This window comes from Paraburkholderia agricolaris, from assembly GCF_009455635.1.
Taxonomy (GTDB): Bacteria; Pseudomonadota; Gammaproteobacteria; order Burkholderiales; family Burkholderiaceae; genus Paraburkholderia; species Paraburkholderia agricolaris.
In genome coordinates, this window is record NZ_QPER01000002.1 from 3,462,430 (window position 1) to 3,483,495 (window position 21,066).

12 protein-coding genes, 3 tRNA genes, 3 rRNA genes and 2 pseudogenes are annotated in these 21,066 nt (G+C 60.0%); 8 read left to right on the forward strand and 12 right to left on the reverse strand.

The window, feature by feature from the left end:
* Positions 1-16: 16 nt before the first annotated feature.
* The 5 genes from GH665_RS36745 to GH665_RS36765 all read left to right on the forward strand — a co-directional run bounded on the left by GH665_RS36745 (position 17) and on the right by GH665_RS36765 (position 3,722).
* Complete coding sequence (locus tag GH665_RS36745; RefSeq protein WP_153141921.1) at positions 17-718, forward strand: SDR family oxidoreductase; 702 nt, start codon at positions 17-19, stop codon at positions 716-718.
* 2 nt (positions 719-720) lie between these two features.
* On the forward strand, positions 721-1,680 hold the full coding sequence (locus GH665_RS36750; protein ID WP_153141922.1) for a 3-hydroxyacyl-CoA dehydrogenase: 960 nt from the start codon (positions 721-723) through the stop codon (positions 1,678-1,680).
* A gap of 68 nt (positions 1,681-1,748) precedes the next feature.
* The gene (locus GH665_RS36755) at positions 1,749-3,077 is read left to right on the forward strand and encodes a short-chain fatty acid transporter (protein ID WP_028194374.1); all 1,329 of its coding nucleotides are present in this window, start codon (positions 1,749-1,751) and stop codon (positions 3,075-3,077) included.
* A 52-nt stretch (positions 3,078-3,129) separates the two neighbouring features.
* Positions 3,130-3,414: a muconolactone Delta-isomerase gene (catC, locus tag GH665_RS36760; RefSeq protein WP_028194375.1), complete on the forward strand. Its 285-nt coding sequence runs from the start codon at positions 3,130-3,132 to the stop codon at positions 3,412-3,414.
* Between the two features lie 11 nt (positions 3,415-3,425).
* Complete coding sequence (locus GH665_RS36765) at positions 3,426-3,722, forward strand: YciI family protein (protein ID WP_025496071.1); 297 nt, start codon at positions 3,426-3,428, stop codon at positions 3,720-3,722.
* A gap of 102 nt (positions 3,723-3,824) precedes the next feature.
* Here the strand turns inward: GH665_RS36765 and dhaK are convergent, their stop codons facing one another.
* The 4 genes and pseudogenes from dhaK to GH665_RS36785 all read right to left on the reverse strand — a co-directional run.
* Positions 3,825-5,534: a dihydroxyacetone kinase subunit DhaK gene (dhaK, locus tag GH665_RS36770; RefSeq protein ID WP_153141923.1), complete on the reverse strand. Its 1,710-nt coding sequence runs from the start codon at positions 5,532-5,534 to the stop codon at positions 3,825-3,827.
* Between the two features lie 276 nt (positions 5,535-5,810).
* A tRNA-Val gene (locus tag GH665_RS36775) sits at positions 5,811-5,887 on the reverse strand.
* Between the two features lie 111 nt (positions 5,888-5,998).
* Positions 5,999-7,489 carry a M81 family metallopeptidase gene (locus GH665_RS36780; protein ID WP_153141924.1) on the reverse strand — a complete coding sequence of 497 codons (1,491 nt, stop codon included), beginning with the start codon at positions 7,487-7,489 and terminating at the stop codon, positions 5,999-6,001.
* Positions 7,486-7,749 (reverse strand): annotated as a pseudogene (locus GH665_RS36785) (M20/M25/M40 family metallo-hydrolase); the annotation flags it as partial. The pseudogene GH665_RS36785 and the gene GH665_RS36780, both read right to left, overlap by 4 nt.
* A 204-nt stretch (positions 7,750-7,953) precedes the next feature.
* Between GH665_RS36785 and GH665_RS39365 the strand changes: the two are divergent.
* Positions 7,954-8,289 (forward strand): annotated as a pseudogene (locus GH665_RS39365) (GntR family transcriptional regulator); the annotation flags it as partial.
* Between the two features lie 179 nt (positions 8,290-8,468).
* Positions 8,469-8,933, forward strand: a complete 465-nt coding sequence (locus GH665_RS36790; protein ID WP_025496076.1) for a hypothetical protein — start codon at positions 8,469-8,471, stop codon at positions 8,931-8,933.
* A 220-nt stretch (positions 8,934-9,153) separates the two neighbouring features.
* Here GH665_RS36790 and rrf read toward each other — a convergent pair.
* The 5 genes from rrf to GH665_RS36815 form a co-directional block, all read right to left on the reverse strand.
* Positions 9,154-9,266 (reverse strand): 5S ribosomal RNA (gene rrf, locus GH665_RS36795).
* 217 nt (positions 9,267-9,483) lie between these two features.
* Positions 9,484-12,363, reverse strand: a 23S ribosomal RNA gene (locus tag GH665_RS36800).
* A gap of 397 nt (positions 12,364-12,760) precedes the next feature.
* A tRNA-Ala gene (locus GH665_RS36805) sits at positions 12,761-12,836 on the reverse strand.
* A gap of 67 nt (positions 12,837-12,903) precedes the next feature.
* Positions 12,904-12,980: transfer RNA gene (locus GH665_RS36810), tRNA-Ile, on the reverse strand.
* Positions 12,981-13,056: 76 nt separating this feature from the next.
* Positions 13,057-14,587 (reverse strand): 16S ribosomal RNA (locus GH665_RS36815).
* The 16S, 23S and 5S rRNA genes sit together here with 2 tRNA genes alongside, the layout of an rRNA operon.
* 808 nt (positions 14,588-15,395) lie before the next feature.
* Between GH665_RS36815 and rpoD the strand changes: the two genes are divergently transcribed.
* A complete protein-coding gene (gene rpoD / locus GH665_RS36820; protein WP_153141925.1) occupies positions 15,396-17,393 on the forward strand; it encodes an RNA polymerase sigma factor RpoD in 1,998 nt (665 codons plus the stop codon).
* A gap of 68 nt (positions 17,394-17,461) precedes the next feature.
* Here the strand turns inward: rpoD and GH665_RS36825 are convergent, their stop codons facing one another.
* The 3 genes from GH665_RS36825 to GH665_RS36835 form a co-directional block, all read right to left on the reverse strand.
* On the reverse strand, positions 17,462-18,259 hold the full coding sequence (locus GH665_RS36825; protein WP_153141926.1) for a YfaP family protein: 798 nt from the start codon (positions 18,257-18,259) through the stop codon (positions 17,462-17,464).
* Between the two features lie 22 nt (positions 18,260-18,281).
* The gene (locus tag GH665_RS36830) at positions 18,282-19,061 is read right to left on the reverse strand and encodes a YfaP family protein (protein ID WP_153142485.1); all 780 of its coding nucleotides are present in this window, start codon (positions 19,059-19,061) and stop codon (positions 18,282-18,284) included.
* A 197-nt stretch (positions 19,062-19,258) separates the two neighbouring features.
* Positions 19,259-21,055, reverse strand: coding sequence for a DUF2300 domain-containing protein (locus tag GH665_RS36835; RefSeq protein WP_153141927.1), 1,797 nt, complete (start codon positions 21,053-21,055; stop codon positions 19,259-19,261).
* Between the last annotated feature and the right edge of the window lie 11 nt (positions 21,056-21,066).

The following is a 21,066-nucleotide window of genomic DNA, read 5'->3' on the forward strand; positions in this document are numbered from 1 at the left end:
ACACCGAATCCGAAGCATGACTAAAGAACGAGTTTTGATTACCGGCGGCGCTGCCGGCATCGGCGCCGCGTGTGCTGAGCGTTGCAAGGCGGACGGTTACGACGTGGTCGTGATCGATCGCGTCGGCAATGGACTGATCGCCGATCTGTCGGACCCGCAGGCAACCGCGGCGGCGCTCGAACGTGCACTCGAAGACGGTCCGATCACACGTCTCGTCAACAACGTCGGCGTGGTTGTGCCGGCGAGCGCGGAAGCGCAATCGCTCGAAGAACTCGAACGCGCCTGGGCGCTCAACGTGCGCTGTTCGCTTCAATGCATGCAAGCGTTGCTGCCCGGTATGAAGGCGGCCGGTTTCGGCCGGATCGTGAACATGTCGTCGCGCGCGGCGCTCGGCAAGGAATTGCGCACCGCCTATTCGGCAACCAAGGCCGCGCTGATCGGCATGACACGCGTATGGGCGCTCGAACTCGGCGCGTTTGGCGTAACCGCCAATGCGATCGGTCCGGGCCCGATCCGCACGGAGTTGTTCGATCGCGCAAATCCGCCGGATGCGCCGCGCACGCGCGCAATCATTGAGAGCGTGCCGGTCAAGCGTGTGGGCACGCCGGATGACGTCGCACACGCCGCGTCGTATCTGCTCGACGCGCGCAGCGGTTTCGTGACCGGCCAGGTGTTGTACGTGTGCGGCGGCATGACCGTCGGCGTCGCGGGAGTGTGAACATGAACGCACAGGCGATACGGCGTGCGGGGATTGTCGGCGGCGGAAGTATCGGCATTGCCTTCGCCGTGGTGTTCGCGCGAGCCGGTTGGCGCGTGCGCCTGTTCGATCCGGCTGCTGAACGGCGCGCGCTTGCGCCAACGGAAATCATGCAGCGTCTCGAAGAATTGACCCGCTTCGGCCTGCTCGACGAATCCCCTGACGACGTGGCCGCACGCGTCGAAATTGTAGCGGCGCTGGAAACGGCCGCGGCCGACGCCGATCTCGTGCAGGAATGTGCACCGGAGCGTGAAGAGATCAAACGCGAACTGTTCATCGCACTCGATCGCGCGGCGCCACCGCACGCGATTCTGGCAAGCGCGTCGTCGTTTCTCGCAGCGTCGCGCTTTGTCGATGAAACGCTGCCGGGACGCGGCCGGTGCCTTGTCGCGCATCCAGGCAATCCGCCGTATCTGATCCCGGTCGTCGAAATCGTGCCCGCCCCCTTTACCGCGGATGACGCCGTGGCACGTGCAATCACGCTCTTCACCGAGGCTGGTCTGAAACCGGTGCGCGTCGCAAAAGAAGTAGAAGGGTTCATCTTCAACCGGCTGCAGGGCGCGCTATTGCGCGAAGCGTATTGCCTCGTGCGCGACGGTGTGGCTTCTGTGGACGATGTCGATACCGTCGTACGCGAAGGGCTCGGATTGCGCTGGTCGGTAATCGGACCGTTCGAGACCGTCGATCTGAATACGCGTGGCGGCATCGCTTCGCATGCGCAGAAGATGGGACCGTCGTATGCGCGCATGGGCGCGGAACGCGGTCAGAACGATCCATGGACACCTGAACTCGTCGCCGATGTTGAAGCAGCGCGCCGCAGCACTTTGCCGCTCGAACAGTGGGAAGAACGCGTGGCGTGGCGCGACCGCGCATTGATGCGACTGACCCGCTACCGCAAGGATTCCGCGCAAAACGATTCGTAAGCAGCACACGCCGTACTCGCCTAGCATGACCCGATAAATATTATTCGACCACCGCCAGAGACAGTCACATGCAGAAAATCACCGCTTTCTTTACGGAGCTGATGCGCAAGTATCTGCCCGATCCATTCGTCTTCGCCATCGGCCTCACCCTGCTCACGATGATTCTCGCCGTGCTGGTTCAAGGCCAGGCGGTGAGCGCGCTCACCCTGAGTTGGGGGAAAGGCTTCTGGGCGCTGCTCGCGTTCACGACTCAAATGGCGGTGATTCTCGCGGCGGGCTATGTGCTCGCGACCGCCCCCCTCACCGAGCGCTTTCTCGATCGGCTCGTCGCGCGAGTGCACGATCCGCGCATGGCGGTGATCGTCGCGACGCTGGTCGGCGGGATTGGCAGCTATCTGAACTGGGGCTTCGGCCTGGTGATCGGCGGGATCGTGGCGCGCAAGCTGGCGCTGAGCATCAAGGGTGTGCATTACCCGTTGATCATCGCGTCGGCCTATAGCGGCTTTACGATGTACGGTCTCGGTCTGTCGGCCAGTATTCCGGTGCTGATCTCCACCAAGGGTCACCCGATGGAAGCGCAGATGGGCGTGATTCCGCTGTCGGAAACGATTTTTTCGCCGGCAATGCTGATCACGAGTCTAGTTGTCATCATCACTTTGCCGCTGTTGAATGCCTGGCTGCATCCGAAGCCGGGCCAGCCGGTTACGGAGATCGACCGCGCGCTGAACGACGCACCCAAAGCCGCGGCGCCCGTATTGGATATCGACGAAAGCAACACCATTGCCCATCGCCTGAACAATAGCCGCCTGCTGAGCTATCTGATCGGCGCAATTGGCGTGGTTTACGTGGCGCTGTACTTCCACGGCGGCGGCTCGATGGACTTGAACCTGATCAACTTCATTATTCTATTCCTCGGCATCATTCTGCTCGGTACGCCGATTCGCTATGTCGAGAAGCTGAACGAAGGTATTCGCACGATCAGCGGCATCATTCTGCAGTACCCGTTCTATGCGGGGATTATGGCGATCATGGCGTCGTCGGGGCTGGTCAACACGTTCTCGCATTTCTTCGTCAAGATCGCGACGCCTGCCACGCTGCCGTTCTGGGGTTTGATCAGTTCGTTCTTCATCAACTTTTTCGCCCCGTCGGGCGGCGGTCACTGGGTGATTCAGGGGCCGTTCATGATCGAGGCGGCCAAGTCGATTGGCGCATCGGTAGGGCACACCGCGACCGCCGTGATGCTCGGCAACGCATGGAACGATCTGGTACAGCCGTTCTGGATTCTGCCGGCGCTCGCGTTGTCGAAGCTGAAACTGAAGGACATCATGGGCTATACGGTCATCATGATGTTCTGGATCGGCATCGTGTACACGGTGGCGATTCTCGCTTGGGGTTGAGCAAACGTCCGGCCGCTACAAAGCGGCCTGTTCATTCGATGGAGAAGTTCGAATGTTGTATCTGGTTCATATGCAGGTTCAGATTCCTGCCGATGCCGACAAGGCACTCGTCGATCGCCTGAAGGCCGAGGAGAAAGCGTTTTCGCAGAAGCTGCAGCACGAGGGCAAGTGGCGCCATCTGTGGCGAGTGGCCGGTCAGTACGCGAATTACAGCGTATTCGATGTCGAGTCGAACGACGAGCTGCATACGCTGCTCAGTTCGTTGCCGCTGTTTCCGTATCTGGTTATCGACGTAACGCCGCTCGCGCAGCATCCGTCCGCTATCGCGCCGAACTGAAAGGAGCACGCATGCCCTATATCATCGAAACGTTCGACAAGCCCGGTCACGCCGACGTCCGCATCCGCGAGCGCGAGACGCACCTCGCGTTTCTGGAAGAGAACAAGGCGTTGCTGCTTGCCTGCGGCGCGAAGTTGAACGACGACGGCAGCGGTGCCGGCGGCGGCGTGTATGTTGTCGATCTGGAAACACGCGAGGAAGCCGAAAAGTTTATTGCGGCCGATCCATTTTCTCAGGTCGACTTGTTCGAGCGCGTGACGATCACGCGCTGGCGCAAGGCGTATTTTGATGGCGAGTGCTGTCTTTGAGCTAAATAAGGTATGCGCACGAGCCCGGACTCGCTGTCAGTCGTACGGGCTCGGGCGATGCTCGTCCCCTGCTGTTCCCGGTTCACAAGCTAACCCACTCAATCAGCCGGTAGCCAGCGCCCCGCGAATCGCGGCGAGCCACAACGCCACGGCATGTGCGCCGGGGTCCGCATAACCGAGCGCGCGATCGCCGACATAACTCGAGCGCCCGCGCCGCGGATGCATCGACGCAGTTTGCGCCGCGCCTTCGGTTGCTGCATCGGCCGCGGCTTTCAAAGCCGCGTCGAGTCCGTCCTCTGACTTGGCGAGCGCGGCATGCAACGCATCGGCGGCAGGTTTCAGCGCGTCGACCATGGTGCGATCGCCCGGATGCGCACCGCCCAACGCCATCAATCCGGCAACACCCTCACTGAACGCCGCCGACCACGCCTTCGCCGACGAGCCCCCGGTCTGTTCGAGCGTAACCGCACTGCGCAACAACATCACCGCGTAGAGCGGGCCGGAGGTACCGCCCACCACACGCCGAATCGTTGCAGACAGGCTACGCAAGACGGCGCCCGGCGTCGTTTCCGCAGGATAGGAATCGAGTTCGGCGAGAATGCCGCGCGCGCCACGCGACAGGCTGATACCGAGGTCGCCATCGCCGACGCGTTGATCCATATCGGTCAAGATCGGCTCGGCTTCAAGCAGGCACGCACAAACGGCCTCGATCACGCGGCGCAGCGTCGCCTCGCGTGTGAGCGTTGCGCCGGTTGTTCGATCTGGCGTAGCGGGTGCGGGCCGCACGGAAACCTGCGCAACGCGACCGCTCAACGCGGGCCATGCGCTGGTATGCGCGGCAGCGTCGAGCCAGCCGAGCCGCTCGTCGTCCACGCGCAGCAGTGTCAGCGAGACGCCCGCCATCTCGAGCGCGCTCAGAAACGTGCCGGCCCACGCGCGTTCCACATGGATGCTGTTTGTTGCCAGATAACGAAGCGCGGACCCGGCTACGATGCTCAGTTCGCTCGCAGGCGTGCCGCCGAGGTTGTTCACCAGCAAAGCCACCCGCGCGCCCGGTTGCAACGACAGGTCGCCGACAATCTTCGCAAGCAGCCTTTCGACAATCGCGTCGGCCGGCTCTATCGCACCGCGTTCAACCCCGGGTTCGCCGTGAATGCCGAGGCCCCATTCGATTTCGCCATCGGCCAGTTCGAATCCCGGCTTGCCTGCGGCCGGCACCGTGCATGGCGTGAGCGCGACGCCCATCGTGCCGAGCGAAGCGGCAACCTCACGCGCAATCCGCGCAACCTCGGCCAACGGTCGGCCCACTGCGGCAGCCGCGCCGGCAATCTTATGCACCAGCACCGTCCCTGCGAGCCCGCGACGGCCCGCATGATCGCCGCTCGCTGCCAGTGCGACGTCGTCGGCGACGATGACCATTTCCGTGGGGATACCTTCGGCACGCGCAATCTCGGCGGCGAGGCCGAAATTGAAGCGATCGCCCGTATAGTTCTTCACGATCAGCAGGACACCTGCGGTGCCGGCTACGGCGCGGATCGCGTCGAGCACGGCATCCGTGGAGGGCGAAGTGAATACCTCGCCCGCTACCGCGGCGCTCAGCATGCCATGACCGACGTAGCCGCCATGAGCCGGTTCGTGGCCTGAGCCACCACCCGAGATCAGCGCGACTTCTCCGCGCGCGGCAACAGCCTCGGCGTCGGCGCGCACGACGATCGTGCCGCCCTGCAATAACGAGAGATTAGGATTGAGCGCTGCGAGTCCGTCGAGCATGTCCGGCACGACCGCGGAGACGTCGTTGATGAGCTTCTTCATTTCGTCAGCTTCCTTTCGAGCCGCCGGCCCTGTGTCGCGAGCTCACGGCAGTCTATGTAGTTGCGAGACCTGAAGACTCAACTGTACCGCGCATCAGGACAATGCGATGTGGAACGGTAAACGCATCGGTGAACGAGCCAGGCTGTGGCGAGATAGAGGCAATGCGGAAGGGAGAAACTGACAGGACCGCCGCACGATGACGATGCGCGCCGATGTAATACTGGAAAATGACAGTAGACGAAAGCGGAGCCGCTTTCGTCTACGTCACCTGTGCGTTGGTAGGCTCGATTGGATTCGAACCAACGACCCCCACCATGTCAAGGTGGTGCTCTAACCAACTGAGCTACGAGCCTTTAGAGGCGCGAATTATAGAGAGTCCGGGCGCGTCGCACAAGTCCGCACGGCAAGTATCTGCACGAGCATGTGTCCATCGGTTCGTCGTGCGGTTCGCTGTTGAACCTGCCTCAGTTCGCCGACGCCCACCCGGTCTGCGTATCCAGCGGAAAAACCGGCCGCTTCAGGTGTTTGAACCTGAACAACCCGTAGTCCGAACTCGTCACACCGCGGCTATCGCACTCCACCAGCGCCGCGGCGATCGGCACAAAGACCGGGCGGCAGTACATGCGGGATTTAAGCAACAGGAAACGCGCGCGTCGCGGATCGATGCCGACGCTCTCGAATACGCCGAGGTCCCATGGTTCGTGCGTGCGCTCGGTCATCACGAGCTTGACCGTGCCGGTGTCGAGCACTGCCGCGCGGCCCATGAACGCACGCTGACCGGTATAGGTTGGGCCACTGATTACGTATTCGCCATCAGTCAGCGCACGCACTACGCCGGTCACCGCAACCGGCGGCCGTGGCGTCACAGCATCGCTTGCGATCTTGTTGCCGATCGTCACCGTCACCGTGCTGCCGACGCCCACTGCCATCAGCGCCGCGACGGCTTGCGGATCGCACAACGGCCCGCTTACGATCCCGCCGAGATTCTGTTTGAGCGCCTCTTCAAGCAGATCCATCGTGTCGCACGTGCCGCCCGACATGCAGTTGTCACCGTGATCGAGCAACAACACCGGTTTGTCCGCGCCCTGCGCGAGCGCTGCGGCCTGCGCCACCGACTCCGTCAGCGGCGCGCTGCGATAAACGAAATCCTCACGCTCGTTCCATATCTGCCGCGCGATGCGCTCCGCCACCGCTTCCGCCTGTTCGCGCTCGCCGTTCGCCACCACCACGACGCTGATACATGGCGCCTCGATATCGGAGAGCGAGAAGCCTGACAGGACCGACACCGCCAGCATGCCATCGGCCTCTGCTGCACGCGCGGCATCCACGGCGCGTTTCATCGCGCCTTCGGCCGTCGCGCTGCGCAGCGTATGCGTGAGCAACGGCGGCTTGCGCCATGCAATCACCGGCTTCGCGTTGCCATGGATAAGATCGAACATGAGACGCGCCGCATGCGCACCCGTCTCATACATATCGACGTGCGGATAGGTTTTGAAGCTGACAATCACGTCGGCGTTATCGACCATCTTCTGCGTCACGTTGCCATGCAGATCGAGTGCAACCGCAATCGGCGCGTGGGGCAATGCGGCGCGTACGCGTTCGAGCAGATCGCCTTCGCCATCATTCGAATTCTCGGCGACCATCGCGCCGTGCAGGTCGAGCATCACCGCGTCGCAACCTGCTGCTGCCGTAACGATCGCATCGCAGATCGCGTCGTAAGCGGCGGCCTCGACCCGGCCGCTCGGATTCGCCGACGCGGAAATAGGCGTCACGATTCCGGCGTGCTCGCGCTCGGCTGCGTCGATGAACGCGGCCATGGCCGTCTGCATGCCCTTGTTTTCGTTGAACGCGTCCTCGCCGTAGCTCGGGCCGTTACGGCCGAACGCTGCCAGCGGCGTGGCCACCGGCGAGAACGTGTTGGTCTCGTGATTCATCCTTGCAATCAGGATCTTCATGCTTCGGCGCTCCCCGCCGTTTGCGCGGCGTTCAGCATGGCCTGCAACAGGACGTTGCAACCGGCTTCCAGGTGATCCGCGCGCGCGTCCTCGATTTCGTTGTGGCTGATGCCGCCCTTACACGGCGTAAAGATCATGGCTGCCGGCACCACGCGCGCGCGATAGACGGTGTCGTGCCCAGCACCGCTGATCACGTCCATTGACGAAAAACCGGGCGTGCCCGCGCCCCGCTGAACCTCGGCGAGCAAGTCAGCGGCAAACCAACACGAGCCGGCGCAAGCGCCTTTGTCCGTCGCGTCGATTTGCGCAAGTTGCGTGAAACTGTCCCAGCGCCGCGCACCGTCGATACGCAGATCAGCGAGCGTCCCGCCGGTTGTTGATTTATGAGCTTGCATCGATGGGTCCTCATAGTGAAGACAGAGTGCGCGTCAGACGACGACGCCCGTTTCACGAATCAACTCGAGTTGTGGACGACGAATCCGAATCCGTTTCTGCGACTTCAATTGCAAACTGATCAAGTAAATGATCCGGCAACTGATCGAGTTTTGTAACGATACACCGCAAGCAGAACACAAGAGCGTTTCAGTCAGGCCAACGCGAGAACCACGAAGCGATCACAGAAGCGGTACGCGAACACGACGTGGAGAAAGTGCCTGAGTGGATGGTCGTTCAAATGACGGAAGCGCCACGTTATGTGAAGCGCATGAAAAGCAGGCAGCGCGGTCGCGCCGATTCTCGATTCAGAGATTCGCTGGCGCGTGAGGCCGCTTAGCGTCGCACCGGCTGATGAGCCTGGTTAGGAATGACCTCGACGGGAGGATGAAAGCACCGACGTAGCCGCCGATCGGTTGCGGTTAGTTTGCGCCCCGCCGTCTCAACTACCTCAAACTGTCAATTAGGTTTCAGTGACCCCGTGAGGGCTCAACCTTTTACGGCCCGCGCCGTTATTGCATCTGCACAGGCATAACACTGGACCGTCATGGCACAACCTATCCCGTTTTCCCGCAACACCGGCGCTGCACGTGCCCGGCACGACAAAGCGATGCTGTTGCCGATCGCCCGGAAGATCGCCGACGACCTTGCCTTGCGCGTACATCTGGCCCTCGACGCCTTGCGCCGCGGCGCTGGCGGCACGAGCGATGCGCAAACGCTCACGCAGGTCATGCTGTTGACGGGTTTCCTGGCGGAGTCCGGTTTCGGTTCGATGAACAGCGCGCAACTCGGTGCCGCTGAGCGCGCGGTATCGGCGGTTTTCGATATCGGCCGTGAAACCGGCGAGTGGAAATTGGACAGCACAGGTTTCGCGCTTTTCTCCGAAATCGCAACGAATTACGATCGGCAACTGCACAGCGCGCCCCTTTGGGCGATCACCGATGCCAGCGAACGGCTGGACCGTTTTACCGCAGGGGTGTCGTATCAGGCGCCAGTGCGGAAACGGGCTTAGTGGGCCATGGTGATTTGGGGCTGTCAAATGACAGCGTAAATCACCGGGTATGGCTGCGGGGAACTAGAAGGGTTGCGCGAGCACAGTCCTAATCGACGCGGTAGAAACGGACGCGCATTCCCTGGAGAGAGGGTGTTGAGGCCGTACTGAGGGGATTTCCGGGGTGCGTAAACGCAGAAACCCCACCTTTATGGGGCGGGGTTTCTGTTGCTGCTGGGGAGCCTGACGATTACCTACTTTCACACGGGAATCCGCACTATCATCGGCGTGGAGTCGTTTCACGGTCCTGTTCGGGATGGGAAGGGGTGGGACCGACTCGCTATGGTCATCAGGCATGACTTGTTGTCGTGTCGCCCTGGGGGGCGGCACAACCAATCTGGAAGAAGTAGTTTCTGGTGATGCTCACCAGAGGGAGATTCGGGGGTTGTGTTGTTTCTGGCACAACACTGATCTCAACCTGTGTGTGGTCTGCATAAGACCCTGCGCGTGGCGCAGGGTGGGGCATCCATAAGTGCTGAAGCACTCACGGCTGCCGACACACACCTGTTATAGGATCAAGCCTTACGGGCAATTAGTATCAGTTAGCTTAACGCATTACTGCGCTTCCACACCTGACCTATCAACGTCCTGGTCTTGAACGACCCTTCAAGGGGCTCGAAGCCCCGGGGATATCTCATCTTAAGGCGAGTTTCCCGCTTAGATGCTTTCAGCGGTTATCTCTTCCGAACATAGCTACCCGGCGATGCCACTGGCGTGACAACCGGTACACCAGAGGTTCGTCCACTCCGGTCCTCTCGTACTAGGAGCAGCCCCCTTCAAATATCCAGCGCCCACGGCAGATAGGGACCAAACTGTCTCACGACGTTTTAAACCCAGCTCACGTACCTCTTTAAATGGCGAACAGCCATACCCTTGGGACCGGCTACAGCCCCAGGATGAGATGAGCCGACATCGAGGTGCCAAACACCGCCGTCGATATGAACTCTTGGGCGGTATCAGCCTGTTATCCCCAGAGTACCTTTTATCCGTTGAGCGATGGCCCTTCCATACAGAACCACCGGATCACTATGACCTGCTTTCGCACCTGCTCGACTTGTCGGTCTCGCAGTTAAGCACGCTTATGCCATTGCACTATCAGCACGATTTCCGACCGTACCTAGCGTACCTTCGTACTCCTCCGTTACACTTTGGGAGGAGACCGCCCCAGTCAAACTGCCTACCATGCACTGTCCCCAGTCCGGATAACGGACCAAGGTTAGAACCTCAAACAAACCAGGGTGGTATTTCAAGGACGGCTCCACGCAGACTGGCGTCCACGCTTCATAGCCTCCCACCTATCCTACACAGATCGGTTCAAAGTCCAATGCAAAGCTACAGTAAAGGTTCATGGGGTCTTTCCGTCTAGCCGCGGGGAGATTGCATCATCACAAACACTTCAACTTCGCTGAGTCTCGGGAGGAGACAGTGTGGCCATCGTTACGCCATTCGTGCAGGTCGGAACTTACCCGACAAGGAATTTCGCTACCTTAGGACCGTTATAGTTACGGCCGCCGTTTACCGGGACTTCAATCAAGAGCTTGCACCCCATCATTTAATCTTCCGGCACCGGGCAGGCGTCACACCCTATACGTCCACTTTCGTGTTTGCAGAGTGCTGTGTTTTTATTAAACAGTCGCAGCCACCAGTTTATTGCAACCCCTTCACCCTCCTGGCGCAGGCCAGTCAGGCTACAGGGGCGTACCTTATCCCGAAGTTACGGTACCAATTTGCCGAGTTCCTTCTCCCGAGTTCTCTCAAGCGCCTTAGAATACTCATCTCGCCCACCTGTGTCGGTTTGCGGTACGGTCTTGTTAAACTGAAGCTTAGAGGCTTTTCTTGGAACCACTTCCGATTGCTTCTTCACCTAGGTGAATGGCCTCGCACCCTTGAATTCCGCGCCCGGATTTGCCTAAGCGCCTTCTCCAATGCAAGGACCGGGACTTCCAACACCCGGACAACCTTCCGCGATCCGTCCCCCCATCGCATTTAACAATGGTGCAGGAATATTAACCTGCTTCCCATCAGCTACGCATTTCTGCCTCGCCTTAGGGGCCGACTCACCCTACGCCGATGAACGTTGCGTAGGAAACCTTGGGCTTACGGCGAGGGGGCCTTTCACCCCCTTTATCGCTACTCATGTCAGCATTCGCACTTCCGATACCTCCAGCGCACTTTTCAATGCACCTTCGCAGGCTTACGGAACGCTCTCCTACCATGCACATAAATGTGCATCCGCAGCTTCGGTATATTGCTTAGCCCCGTTACATCTTCCGCGCAGGACGACTCGATCAGTGAGCTATTACGCTTTCTTTAAAGGATGGCTGCTTCTAAGCCAACCTCCTGACTGTTTTAGCCTTCCCACTTCGTTTCCCACTTAGCAATATTTGGGGACCTTAGCTGGCGGTCTGGGTTGTTTCCCTCTTGACACCGGACGTTAGCACCCGATGTCTGTCTCCCGTGATTGCACTCTTCGGTATTCGGAGTTTGCTATGGCGTAGTAATCCGCAATGGACCCCACAACCATGACAGTGCTCTACCCCCGAAGGTGATACACGAGGCACTACCTAAATAGTTTTCGGAGAGAACCAGCTATTTCCAGGTTTGTTTAGCCTTTCACCCCTATCCACAGCTCATCCCCTAACTTTTCAACGTTAGTGGGTTCGGACCTCCAGTACGTGTTACCGCACCTTCATCCTGGCCATGGATAGATCACCTGGTTTCGGGTCTACACCCAGCGACTGAATCGCCCTGTTCGGACTCGCTTTCGCTACGCCTGCCCTAATCGGTTAAGCTTGCCACTGAATGTAAGTCGCTGACCCATTATACAAAAGGTACGCCGTCACCCCTCGCGAGGCTCCGACTGTTTGTATGCATGCGGTTTCAGGATCTATTTCACTCCCCTCCCGGGGTTCTTTTCGCCTTTCCCTCACGGTACTGGTTCACTATCGGTCGATCACGAGTATTTAGCCTTGGAGGATGGTCCCCCCATCTTCAGACAGGATTTCACGTGTCCCGCCCTACTTTCCGTACACCTAGTTCTTCCTCGCTGTTTTCGTCTACAGGGCTATCACCTGCTATGGCAGCACTTTCCAGAGCCTTCGACTAACAATGAAGATAAAGAGTACAGGCTGGTCCCATTTCGCTCGCCACTACTCTGGGAATCTCGGTTGATTTCTTTTCCTGCGGTTACTTAGATGTTTCAGTTCACCGCGTTCGCTTCTCGTAACCTATGTATTCAGTTACGGATGACCCATACGGGCCGGGTTTCCCCATTCGGACATCTACGGATCAAAGCTCGTTTGCCAGCTCCCCGTAGCTTTTCGCAGGCTACCGCGTCCTTCATCGCCTGTGATCGCCAAGGCATCCACCACATGCACTTGTTCGCTTGACCCTATAACGGGTGTGTCTCTGTCGACCCAGAGTTAGCGCTTTAGCGCTTACTCTGGTCCCATCCCCGAAGGGGACAGGGACATTCACAGGGAATGCCTGGACCTCAGTCACATCGTTACAGGTTGAGTATTCGTGTTGCGCCGTATTCCAAAGCAATCTTTCGATCACCTTTTCATACATTGATACAATCACAACCCTGATTCACCTACTCACATGCCCATCTCTAGACACGCTTTCGTGAATCTCTTTACTACTTCTTCCTGATTGTTAAAGAACGACAGCCGATATCGCAGTTGCTATAACCGCGTATCACTCTGACTGGCTCAATCGCCAATGCCTGTTTCACTACACCGCAAACCCCTTTCAAGGTTTGCCGCAGTAAAACCGGCATTGAAGATTGGTGGAGGATGACGGGATCGAACCGACGACCCCCTGCTTGCAAAGCAGGTGCTCTCCCAGCTGAGCTAATCCCCCAGTCATGCACAGACCATCATCACACCTCGGGGTTCATCGACTAGCGCAGCCATCGCAGACAAGACAATGGTGGGTCTGGATGGATTCGAACCATCGACCCCCGCCTTATCAAGACGGTGCTCTAACCGACTGAGCTACAGACCCCTCAGTCTGTCTGACTTACTGTCTAATTTCACAGCCGATAAGCGTGAGCGCTCAACGTTCGACACGTTAGCTCGAGAAAGGAGGTGATCCAGCCGCACCTTCCGATACGGCTACCTTGTTACGACTTCACCCCAGTCATGAATCCTACCGTGGTGACCGTCCTCCTTGCGGTTAGACTAGCCACTTCTGGTAAAACCCACTCCCATGGTGTGACGGGCGGTGTGTACAAGACCCGGGAACGTATTCACCGCGGCATGCTGATCCGCGATTACTAGCGATTCCAGCTTCACGCACTCGAGTTGCAGAGTGCGATCCGGACTACGATCGGTTTTCTGGGATTGGCTCCCCCTCGCGGGTTGGCGACCCTCTGTTCCGACCATTGTATGACGTGTGAAGCCCTACCCATAAGGGCCATGAGGACTTGACGTCATCCCCACCTTCCTCCGGTTTGTCACCGGCAGTCTCCCTAGAGTGCTCTTGCGTAGCAACTAGGGACAAGGGTTGCGCTCGTTGCGGGACTTAACCCAACATCTCACGACACGAGCTGACGACAGCCATGCAGCACCTGTGTTATGGCTCCCTTTCGGGCACTCCCACCTCTCAGCAGGATTCCATACATGTCAAGGGTAGGTAAGGTTTTTCGCGTTGCATCGAATTAATCCACATCATCCACCGCTTGTGCGGGTCCCCGTCAATTCCTTTGAGTTTTAATCTTGCGACCGTACTCCCCAGGCGGTCAACTTCACGCGTTAGCTACGTTACCAAGTCAATGAAGACCCGACAACTAGTTGACATCGTTTAGGGCGTGGACTACCAGGGTATCTAATCCTGTTTGCTCCCCACGCTTTCGTGCATGAGCGTCAGTATTGGCCCAGGGGGCTGCCTTCGCCATCGGTATTCCTCCACATCTCTACGCATTTCACTGCTACACGTGGAATTCTACCCCCCTCTGCCATACTCTAGCCCGCCAGTCACAAATGCAGTTCCCAGGTTAAGCCCGGGGATTTCACATCTGTCTTAGCGGACCGCCTGCGCACGCTTTACGCCCAGTAATTCCGATTAACGCTTGCACCCTACGTATTACCGCGGCTGCTGGCACGTAGTTAGCCGGTGCTTATTCTTCCGGTACCGTCATCCGCCCCGGGTATTAACCAGAGCGTTTTCTTTCCGGACAAAAGTGCTTTACAACCCGAAGGCCTTCTTCACACACGCGGCATTGCTGGATCAGGGTTGCCCCCATTGTCCAAAATTCCCCACTGCTGCCTCCCGTAGGAGTCTGGGCCGTGTCTCAGTCCCAGTGTGGCTGGTCGTCCTCTCAGACCAGCTACAGATCGTCGCCTTGGTAGGCCTTTACCCCACCAACTAGCTAATCTGCCATCGGCCGCCCCTGTAGCGAGAGGTCCTAAGATCCCCCCCTTTCCTCCGTAGAGCGTATGCGGTATTAATCCGGCTTTCGCCGGGCTATCCCCCACTACAGGACACGTTCCGATGTATTACTCACCCGTTCGCCACTCGCCACCAGGGTTGCCCCCGTGCTGCCGTTCGACTTGCATGTGTAAGGCATGCCGCCAGCGTTCAATCTGAGCCAGGATCAAACTCTTCAGTTCAAACCTGTTACTGTTTTTCGGTCTCTTTCGAAACCGGTCGCTCACTCAACGTACTGACGAATGATTAACCTGCCGGCGTGAATCCACCCCGACAGGAAAACCTTCCTTTAATACTCGTGTGAGACTTGATACTTTCGCTTCCGGCAGACCCCGAAGAGTCCACCGCGCGTCGCGCATCAAGCGCCCACACTTATCGGCTGTTAATTTTTAAAGATCAAATACGCATTCACCACCGAATCCGCACCGTGTCGCCCACCTGCGCAACCACCGGTACCGCTTCGTTCTGCGTCGCTGCATCAGCAGCAGAGAAACGAGATTATGGAGATCGACTGCCCCGTCGTCAACCCCCTTCTGCGAATTTTCTTTTGAGTAAGCACGAATCAACACCAGAACTTGCATCCTTCCATGGCGCCCCTATATATAGCGAGGCCACAAAATGTGGGGACACCGTGTGAGGGCGTGCGACTTCATCTATAGTAGGAAGGCTGTTCTTAAGCGCGACGACCTGTCGGCGCGCCGCCCATGACGAGCATCCGCCCAACGACCAACGGCACGCGAACAGGCCTGTGGCAAGAGCGCATGACAAAAGGTGTACGCACAATGAGCGCGAAGGCGCAAGGTCGTATATAATGCGAGCCGCGCGAATTTCGCACATTTCTATCGGCCCGCTTAGTGCGGGCTCATCTTTTTTGCTCCCCAGAGCACAGCCAAACAACCGCGTTGAGTCACTCAGGTGATGTTGAGCCATGCTCGAAACGCCTGACGGTAGCGTCTTGCGTCTCATAGCGAAGCCTCTAGAGGAGAATACGTGAACCCTTTTGATCGCGAAGATTCGCAACACGAAACTGCCGGATACACCGCCAAAGCGCCCGCTGGCCGTACAGCCAAGGGCAAAGGCGCTGGCAAAGCGATCCCCGTAGCGGCCGAACTGCCGCCGCAACAGGCTGAAGAGCGTCAGCGCCAGATGCGCGCGCTGATCCAGCTGGGCAAGGAGCAAGGCTACCTGACCCACGCGCAGATCAACGACCACCTGCCCGACAACTTCGCGCAAACCGCGGCGATCGACAGCATCGTCAGCGCCTTCAACGACATGGGCGTGCAGGTCTACGAGCAGGCTCCGGATGCGGAAACCCTGCTGCTCAACTCGAACGCCCCCGCCGTGGTGTCGGACGATCAGGCAGATGAGGAAACCGAAGTCGCGTTGTCGACCGTCGATTCCGAGTTCGGCCGTACGACCGACCCCGTGCGCATGTATATGCGCGAAATGGGCGCAACCGAGCTGCTGACCCGCGCGGGCGAAATCGCGATTGCGAAGCGCATTGAAGACGGTCTGCACGAAATGGTGCAGGCGATCGCCGCTTGCCCGCTCGCGATCTCCGCCATTCTGGCGAGCGCCCAACAGGTCGCGGACGGCGAACTGCGGATCGACGAACTGGTCGACGGCCTGAATGAAGACACCGCCGCCGCGGAAGACACCACTGCAGACGCCGCAGCGGACGTCGACGCCGACGCGACCGACGATGTCGACAGCGATGAAGAAGAAGAAGACGACGCCGGCCCGGCCGACTCCTCGGCAGCAGACGAAGCACGTCTGAAGCAACTCACGAGCGATTGCCTCGAAATCTTCGCCCAGGTCGGCATCCTGTCCGATCAGATGAACGCCTCGCACACGCGCGGCGACGTCAGCTCGAAGGCTTACCTGCGTGCCCGCGAAGAGATCCAGCAGCACCTCGCGAAGATTCGCTTTACGGCCCGCACGATCGACCGCCTGTGCGGCGACGTGCAAAGCCAGGTCGCCCAGGTTCGCGCGATCGAACGCAACATTCTGCAAATCGTCGTGACGAAGAGCGGCATGCCGCGCGAGCAGTTCATCGAATCGTTCAAGGGTCACGAAGCCGATCTCGGCTGGACCGAGCGTGCCGCACGCGGATCGTCGTCGTTCGGCGCGGCGCTGGAGCGTCATCTGCCGGCAATCCAGTCGGAACAGCAGAAGCTGATCGACATCGAGGCAACCGTTTCGCTGCCGCTCAAGCATCTGAAAGAGATCAACCGTCAGATGGTTGCGGCCGAGTCGAAGATGCGCAAGGCCAAGAGCGAGATGATCGAGGCGAATCTGCGCCTGGTGATCTCGATCGCAAAGAAGTACGTCAACCGCGGCATGCTGTTCCTCGATCTGATCCAGGAAGGCAACATCGGTTTGATGAAGGCCGTGGACAAGTTCGAATACCGCCGTGGCTGGAAGTTCTCGACGTATGCCACCTGGTGGGTTCGTCAGGCTGTGACGCGTTCGCTCGCCGATCAGGCTCGCACGATCCGCGTGCCGGTGCACATGATCGAAACGATCAACAAGCTCAACCGCATTTCGCGCGAGATCCTGCAACAGACCGGTCAGGAAGCCCATCCGTCGGTGCTGGCAGAACGCATGGAACTGTCGGAAGAGAAAGTGCGCGGCATTCTGAAGATCGCCAAGCAGCCGGTGTCGATGGAAACGCCGGTGGGTGACGACGGCGACGCCACGCTCGGCGACATGATCGAAGATTCGGCAGCGTCCTCGCCGGCTGATGCAGCGATGCAGGCCGACTTGCGCGCCGCCATCGACGACGCGCTCGACTCGCTGTCGCCGCGCGAAGCGAAGGTGCTGCGCATGCGCTACGGCATTAACACGAAGTCGGACCACACGCTCGAAGAAGTCGGCAAGCAGTTCGACGTCACGCGTGAGCGGATTCGTCAGATCGAAAGCAAGGCCATGCGTAAGCTGATGCATCCGAGCCGCGCAGATCGCCTGAAGTCGTTCCTCGACCGTTAAGCAAGCAGTTGCGCTTGTCGTGCGTCATGCACGGCAAGCGCATGCCGTGCACATCGCCCAGCATTCTCCTAGGGCATCACAAACGTCTTCACCAGCGTCAGCTCGCCTGGCTTGCGCATCGGCACCCGAATCGTTTCGCTCTTCTCATTTGGCGTATTCTCGTTCGTGATGATCGTCACCTGCGCGACGGTCATATCGCTGCCGCTATTCCCATTGCCGAAGTAATTCACGTAGACCAGATAGGTCCCCTTCAACGGCGCCGCCGACGAGTAGATCTCCGGCCCATAGCCGGTCGTCACGTCCACGTCGAGCGAGCCGCCATTCGGCGCGACACGGTCGCCGTACCAGGTGTGCACGCCGTCCGGCGAGACCACATGCAAGTCAAGATCGGTGCCATCGGTGTCCCATGCGAGCACCACGCGCAATTTCGGTTGGGTTTTACCGCTGTACGCGTCGTAAAACTGCACGCGCTTGCGTGAACCATCCGGTGCCCGCAGTTCAACGCCATTGCTGCCGGACGGAAACGCGTAAGGCCGCGAGAACTTGCCGTCTTCCTCGATACGCTGCGGCAACGGCGTACCGTCGACCACCAACGTGCCCACCGTGGTGCCTTTCTTCTTCGGCGTGTTACGGATCTGCCCTTCGATCAGTGCGAACTTCGACTGGCCTTCCGGCGTCGTCACCGTCACTGCCGGATAGTGCACGTCCTGCGTATAGCGCTGGGTGTCGCCGCTCGTGTTGCGCCAGCCGTTCAACGGCGCGCCGAAGTCGATATCGCTCGCGTGCGCTACCGTCGCAACCTGCAAACAGGCGACGACAAGCATCATCCGGCCAGCCATCGCCCAACCCGTTGTCTTGACCTTCATCGTCACTGCTCCCATCCCACCCTCAGAGTCGCTCGCTTTTCACGAGCAGCAGGTCGCCGATCTTGCGCAGCGGCACGACCATTGTTTCACGCCGCTCGTTCGGCGTGTTTTCATTGAAAACCAGCGTCAACGTCGCGGTAATCACGTCGCGCTCGTGCGCGGCGGCGTCGAAGTTGTAGCCGGTCGAATCGAAATTGCCCCAGTAGTTCAGAAAGAACAGCCACGTACCATGCTCGGGCGCCGCCGATGAAAATATGCCCGGCCCCGCACCGTCCACCGAATCGACGTCGAAGCCGCTGCCGTCTTCGAGCGTGGGATTGGCGAAGAACGCATGCAGGCCGCCGGGTGTGATCACGTGCAAATCCACCTGCGCTTTCGGGTCATCCCACGTGACGATCGCGCGCAATTTCGCCTGCGGCTTGCTGTGATCGGCTTCGTAGAACTGCATGCGCTGGTGCTGTTTGCCGTCGGCGGAAATCAATTCGATGCTGTTCGAACCCGCCCCGAATGCCCACGGGCGCGCGAACGCGCCTTCGTCGTCGGTATAGAGCGGCGTCGGATTGCCGTTGACGACCAATGTGGGCGGCTTACGCGCGTGTTTGTCGATGTGCTTCAGGCGCCCTTCGATCAGCGTGCGATAGCGTTGCGCACCACGGTCGACCGGCGGACGGGGATAGGCCGCCACGAAGTGCTCGCCTTCGTTCGTCAACCCGCTGTGGCGCCAACCACCGAATGCGCCGGTCAGATCGGCGAGCGCACCGCCATTACCGTCCGCGCCGGCGGCTTGCACATTCGTCGTCATACTCGCCGCCAGCACAGCCGAGGCCACCGCAACTGCCATGTGAACTCGAACACCGCGCACAAGATGTGATGAGGTGACAGCCACGCGAACTCGAACGCCCCGCGTGAGAAACGCCAAGGCAACGGTCGCGGGAATTCGAACGTGGCGCGTCACAGGAAGCGCGCGGAACATAGCGGAAAGCGAGCGCGAGAGGGTATTCATTGGATGGGATTGTCCGTACGGATCAGCGTGCGAGCGGTACGTTCGACAAACGCTTCATCGAGGCCGCGCGGATGATGCTGGAACGCGAGGTGAATATATTCATGCGTCAGCGCGATACGGTCCTCTTCGGTCTGCAGACGATATACGTACACGCGATTGCGCTGCGCGTCCGCATAGGGCCGTCCTTCGCGCACCTCGCACACCGCGGGCAGATCGGGGGTCTCGTAACCGGCTGCGCCGTCCATGCGCCGTGCCCACAACGGCGCGTTGCGCTGCAACCATTGCTGGGCCCCCGCCACCTGGATGCAATCACCGGACAGCGGACTCTCGAACGACGTCAAGGTTGCTTGCGGCCAGGTGCGCGACAAAATCGCGTCGAAAGTGAGACCGGTTTGCGCGGACGCCTTCGCGGCAAGCCAGCTCATCTGACCGGGGGCGGCCTTGTCGTGGTGATACTGAACCGGCACGCCGGTGAGCACCAGCGCGTCGGTCAGATCGGCTGCACGGCGCGCCGCAGCGGTCGGCACGCGCGGCAGGACGCGCTGCGTGCTACTGCTGTCGTCGATACGAAAGCAGCCGTGGTCGTGATTGCCATGTTGCACGACGTAGGAGCGCGCCGCCACCGCCAAAGCCTTCGCCGCTTCCGGCTGGCTCGTGTCGCCTTCCCGCTCGACCACCCGCGCGACGTAGTCGTTCATGCCGAAGCGGCCCACTATCTGCGGCGCACCGGCAGCGTCGCGATCCAGCCGCAGTTCGCCCTGGCTTTCCACCCGCGCCCAGTTGCCGTTGACGAAGCCGACCCGGAAATCGCCGCGCAACGGACCCTCGGGCACCGCCGCCGGCCCTTTATCGCCGAGCACCTCACGAATCGGATAACGGCTGAAGAAGTCGACCAGCACGCACGCGTTGTCGTCGGGCACGGTGATTTGCGTGAACAACGGCGCGATGCGCGGCGCAGCGGCCGCCAGCACCCGTGCGCTACCGCCGGCGCCGCCCAGCCACACCGGCGTGCCATCGGCGAGCCAGCCTGCCGCACCGCCGATCGAAGCACCGGGCCGCGCCGGGTCCGGCATGGTCCAGGTCTTGGCGCGCAACACGCTGCCGTAGAGCGACACGGTGCCCTCACCGCGCCCACTCGTCAGCACCGACACCAGCGTGCTCGACGCCGCTTCGCGTGACCTTGCCGGCATCGCCTGCAATGCGGCGAGCAGCTCGGTCACCGGCACGCGACGGGTGGGGGTCATCGCGTGGAGGTCGCGCAGCCAGACGGGTGCATGCGCGGCCGTCCAGTACTTGCGCCAATCGGCCGAATCGAGTTGCAGGCGCGCGGGTTCGAAAAAACGTCCGCACGATTGCACCAGTGCATGTTCACGGTCGACGTGACCGCCTGTCATGCAGCAGTACACTTCTTCAGGATCGCCGCCGTTGCAGACGTAGTCCGGCGTGGCGATATTGCGATCGACCAGATAACCATAGACGAACAGCTTCCACACGCTGCCAAGCGGCGTTTCCAGCGTCGCCGGCAACGGACGTGCGGACTGCGGCGTGAGACCGTCCGCGGCGGCAGTCGTGGCGGCAGCGGCGTTGAATTGCCAAAGCTGCGATTGACCGTCGCGCAACCAGGCAAAGCGCAGCATTTGCTCAGCGGAGACGGTCGGCGATGCGCTCGGCAATGTACTCGCCGCAGCCGCACTCGCACTCGCACCACTAAAAACGCACCCCGCTCCCACCACGAACGCAACCCGCAGCGTAACTGCCAGACGATCGCGCGAATGCCAAAGAGCGGAGAACATGGCGGTTTCGC

Excerpts from the sequence above, each read along its gene's own strand:
- GH665_RS36750 (WP_153141922.1), top strand. The coding sequence starts at position 721 with ATGAACGCACAGGCGATACGGCGTGCGGGGATTGTCGGCGGCGGAAGT.
- GH665_RS36830 (WP_153142485.1), bottom strand. The coding sequence starts at position 19,061 with ATGACGACGAATGTGCAAGCCGCCGGCGCGGACGGTAATGGCGGTGCG.
- catC (WP_028194375.1), top strand. The coding sequence starts at position 3,130 with ATGTTGTATCTGGTTCATATGCAGGTTCAGATTCCTGCCGATGCCGAC.
- GH665_RS36780 (WP_153141924.1), bottom strand. The coding sequence starts at position 7,489 with ATGAAGATCCTGATTGCAAGGATGAATCACGAGACCAACACGTTCTCG.
- GH665_RS36790 (WP_025496076.1), top strand. The coding sequence starts at position 8,469 with ATGGCACAACCTATCCCGTTTTCCCGCAACACCGGCGCTGCACGTGCC.
- GH665_RS36755 (WP_028194374.1), top strand. The coding sequence starts at position 1,749 with ATGCAGAAAATCACCGCTTTCTTTACGGAGCTGATGCGCAAGTATCTG.
- GH665_RS36835 (WP_153141927.1), bottom strand. The coding sequence starts at position 21,055 with ATGTTCTCCGCTCTTTGGCATTCGCGCGATCGTCTGGCAGTTACGCTG.
- dhaK (WP_153141923.1), bottom strand. The coding sequence starts at position 5,534 with ATGAAGAAGCTCATCAACGACGTCTCCGCGGTCGTGCCGGACATGCTC.
- GH665_RS36765 (WP_025496071.1), top strand. The coding sequence starts at position 3,426 with ATGCCCTATATCATCGAAACGTTCGACAAGCCCGGTCACGCCGACGTC.
- GH665_RS36825 (WP_153141926.1), bottom strand. The coding sequence starts at position 18,259 with ATGAAGGTCAAGACAACGGGTTGGGCGATGGCTGGCCGGATGATGCTT.
- GH665_RS36745 (WP_153141921.1), top strand. The coding sequence starts at position 17 with ATGACTAAAGAACGAGTTTTGATTACCGGCGGCGCTGCCGGCATCGGC.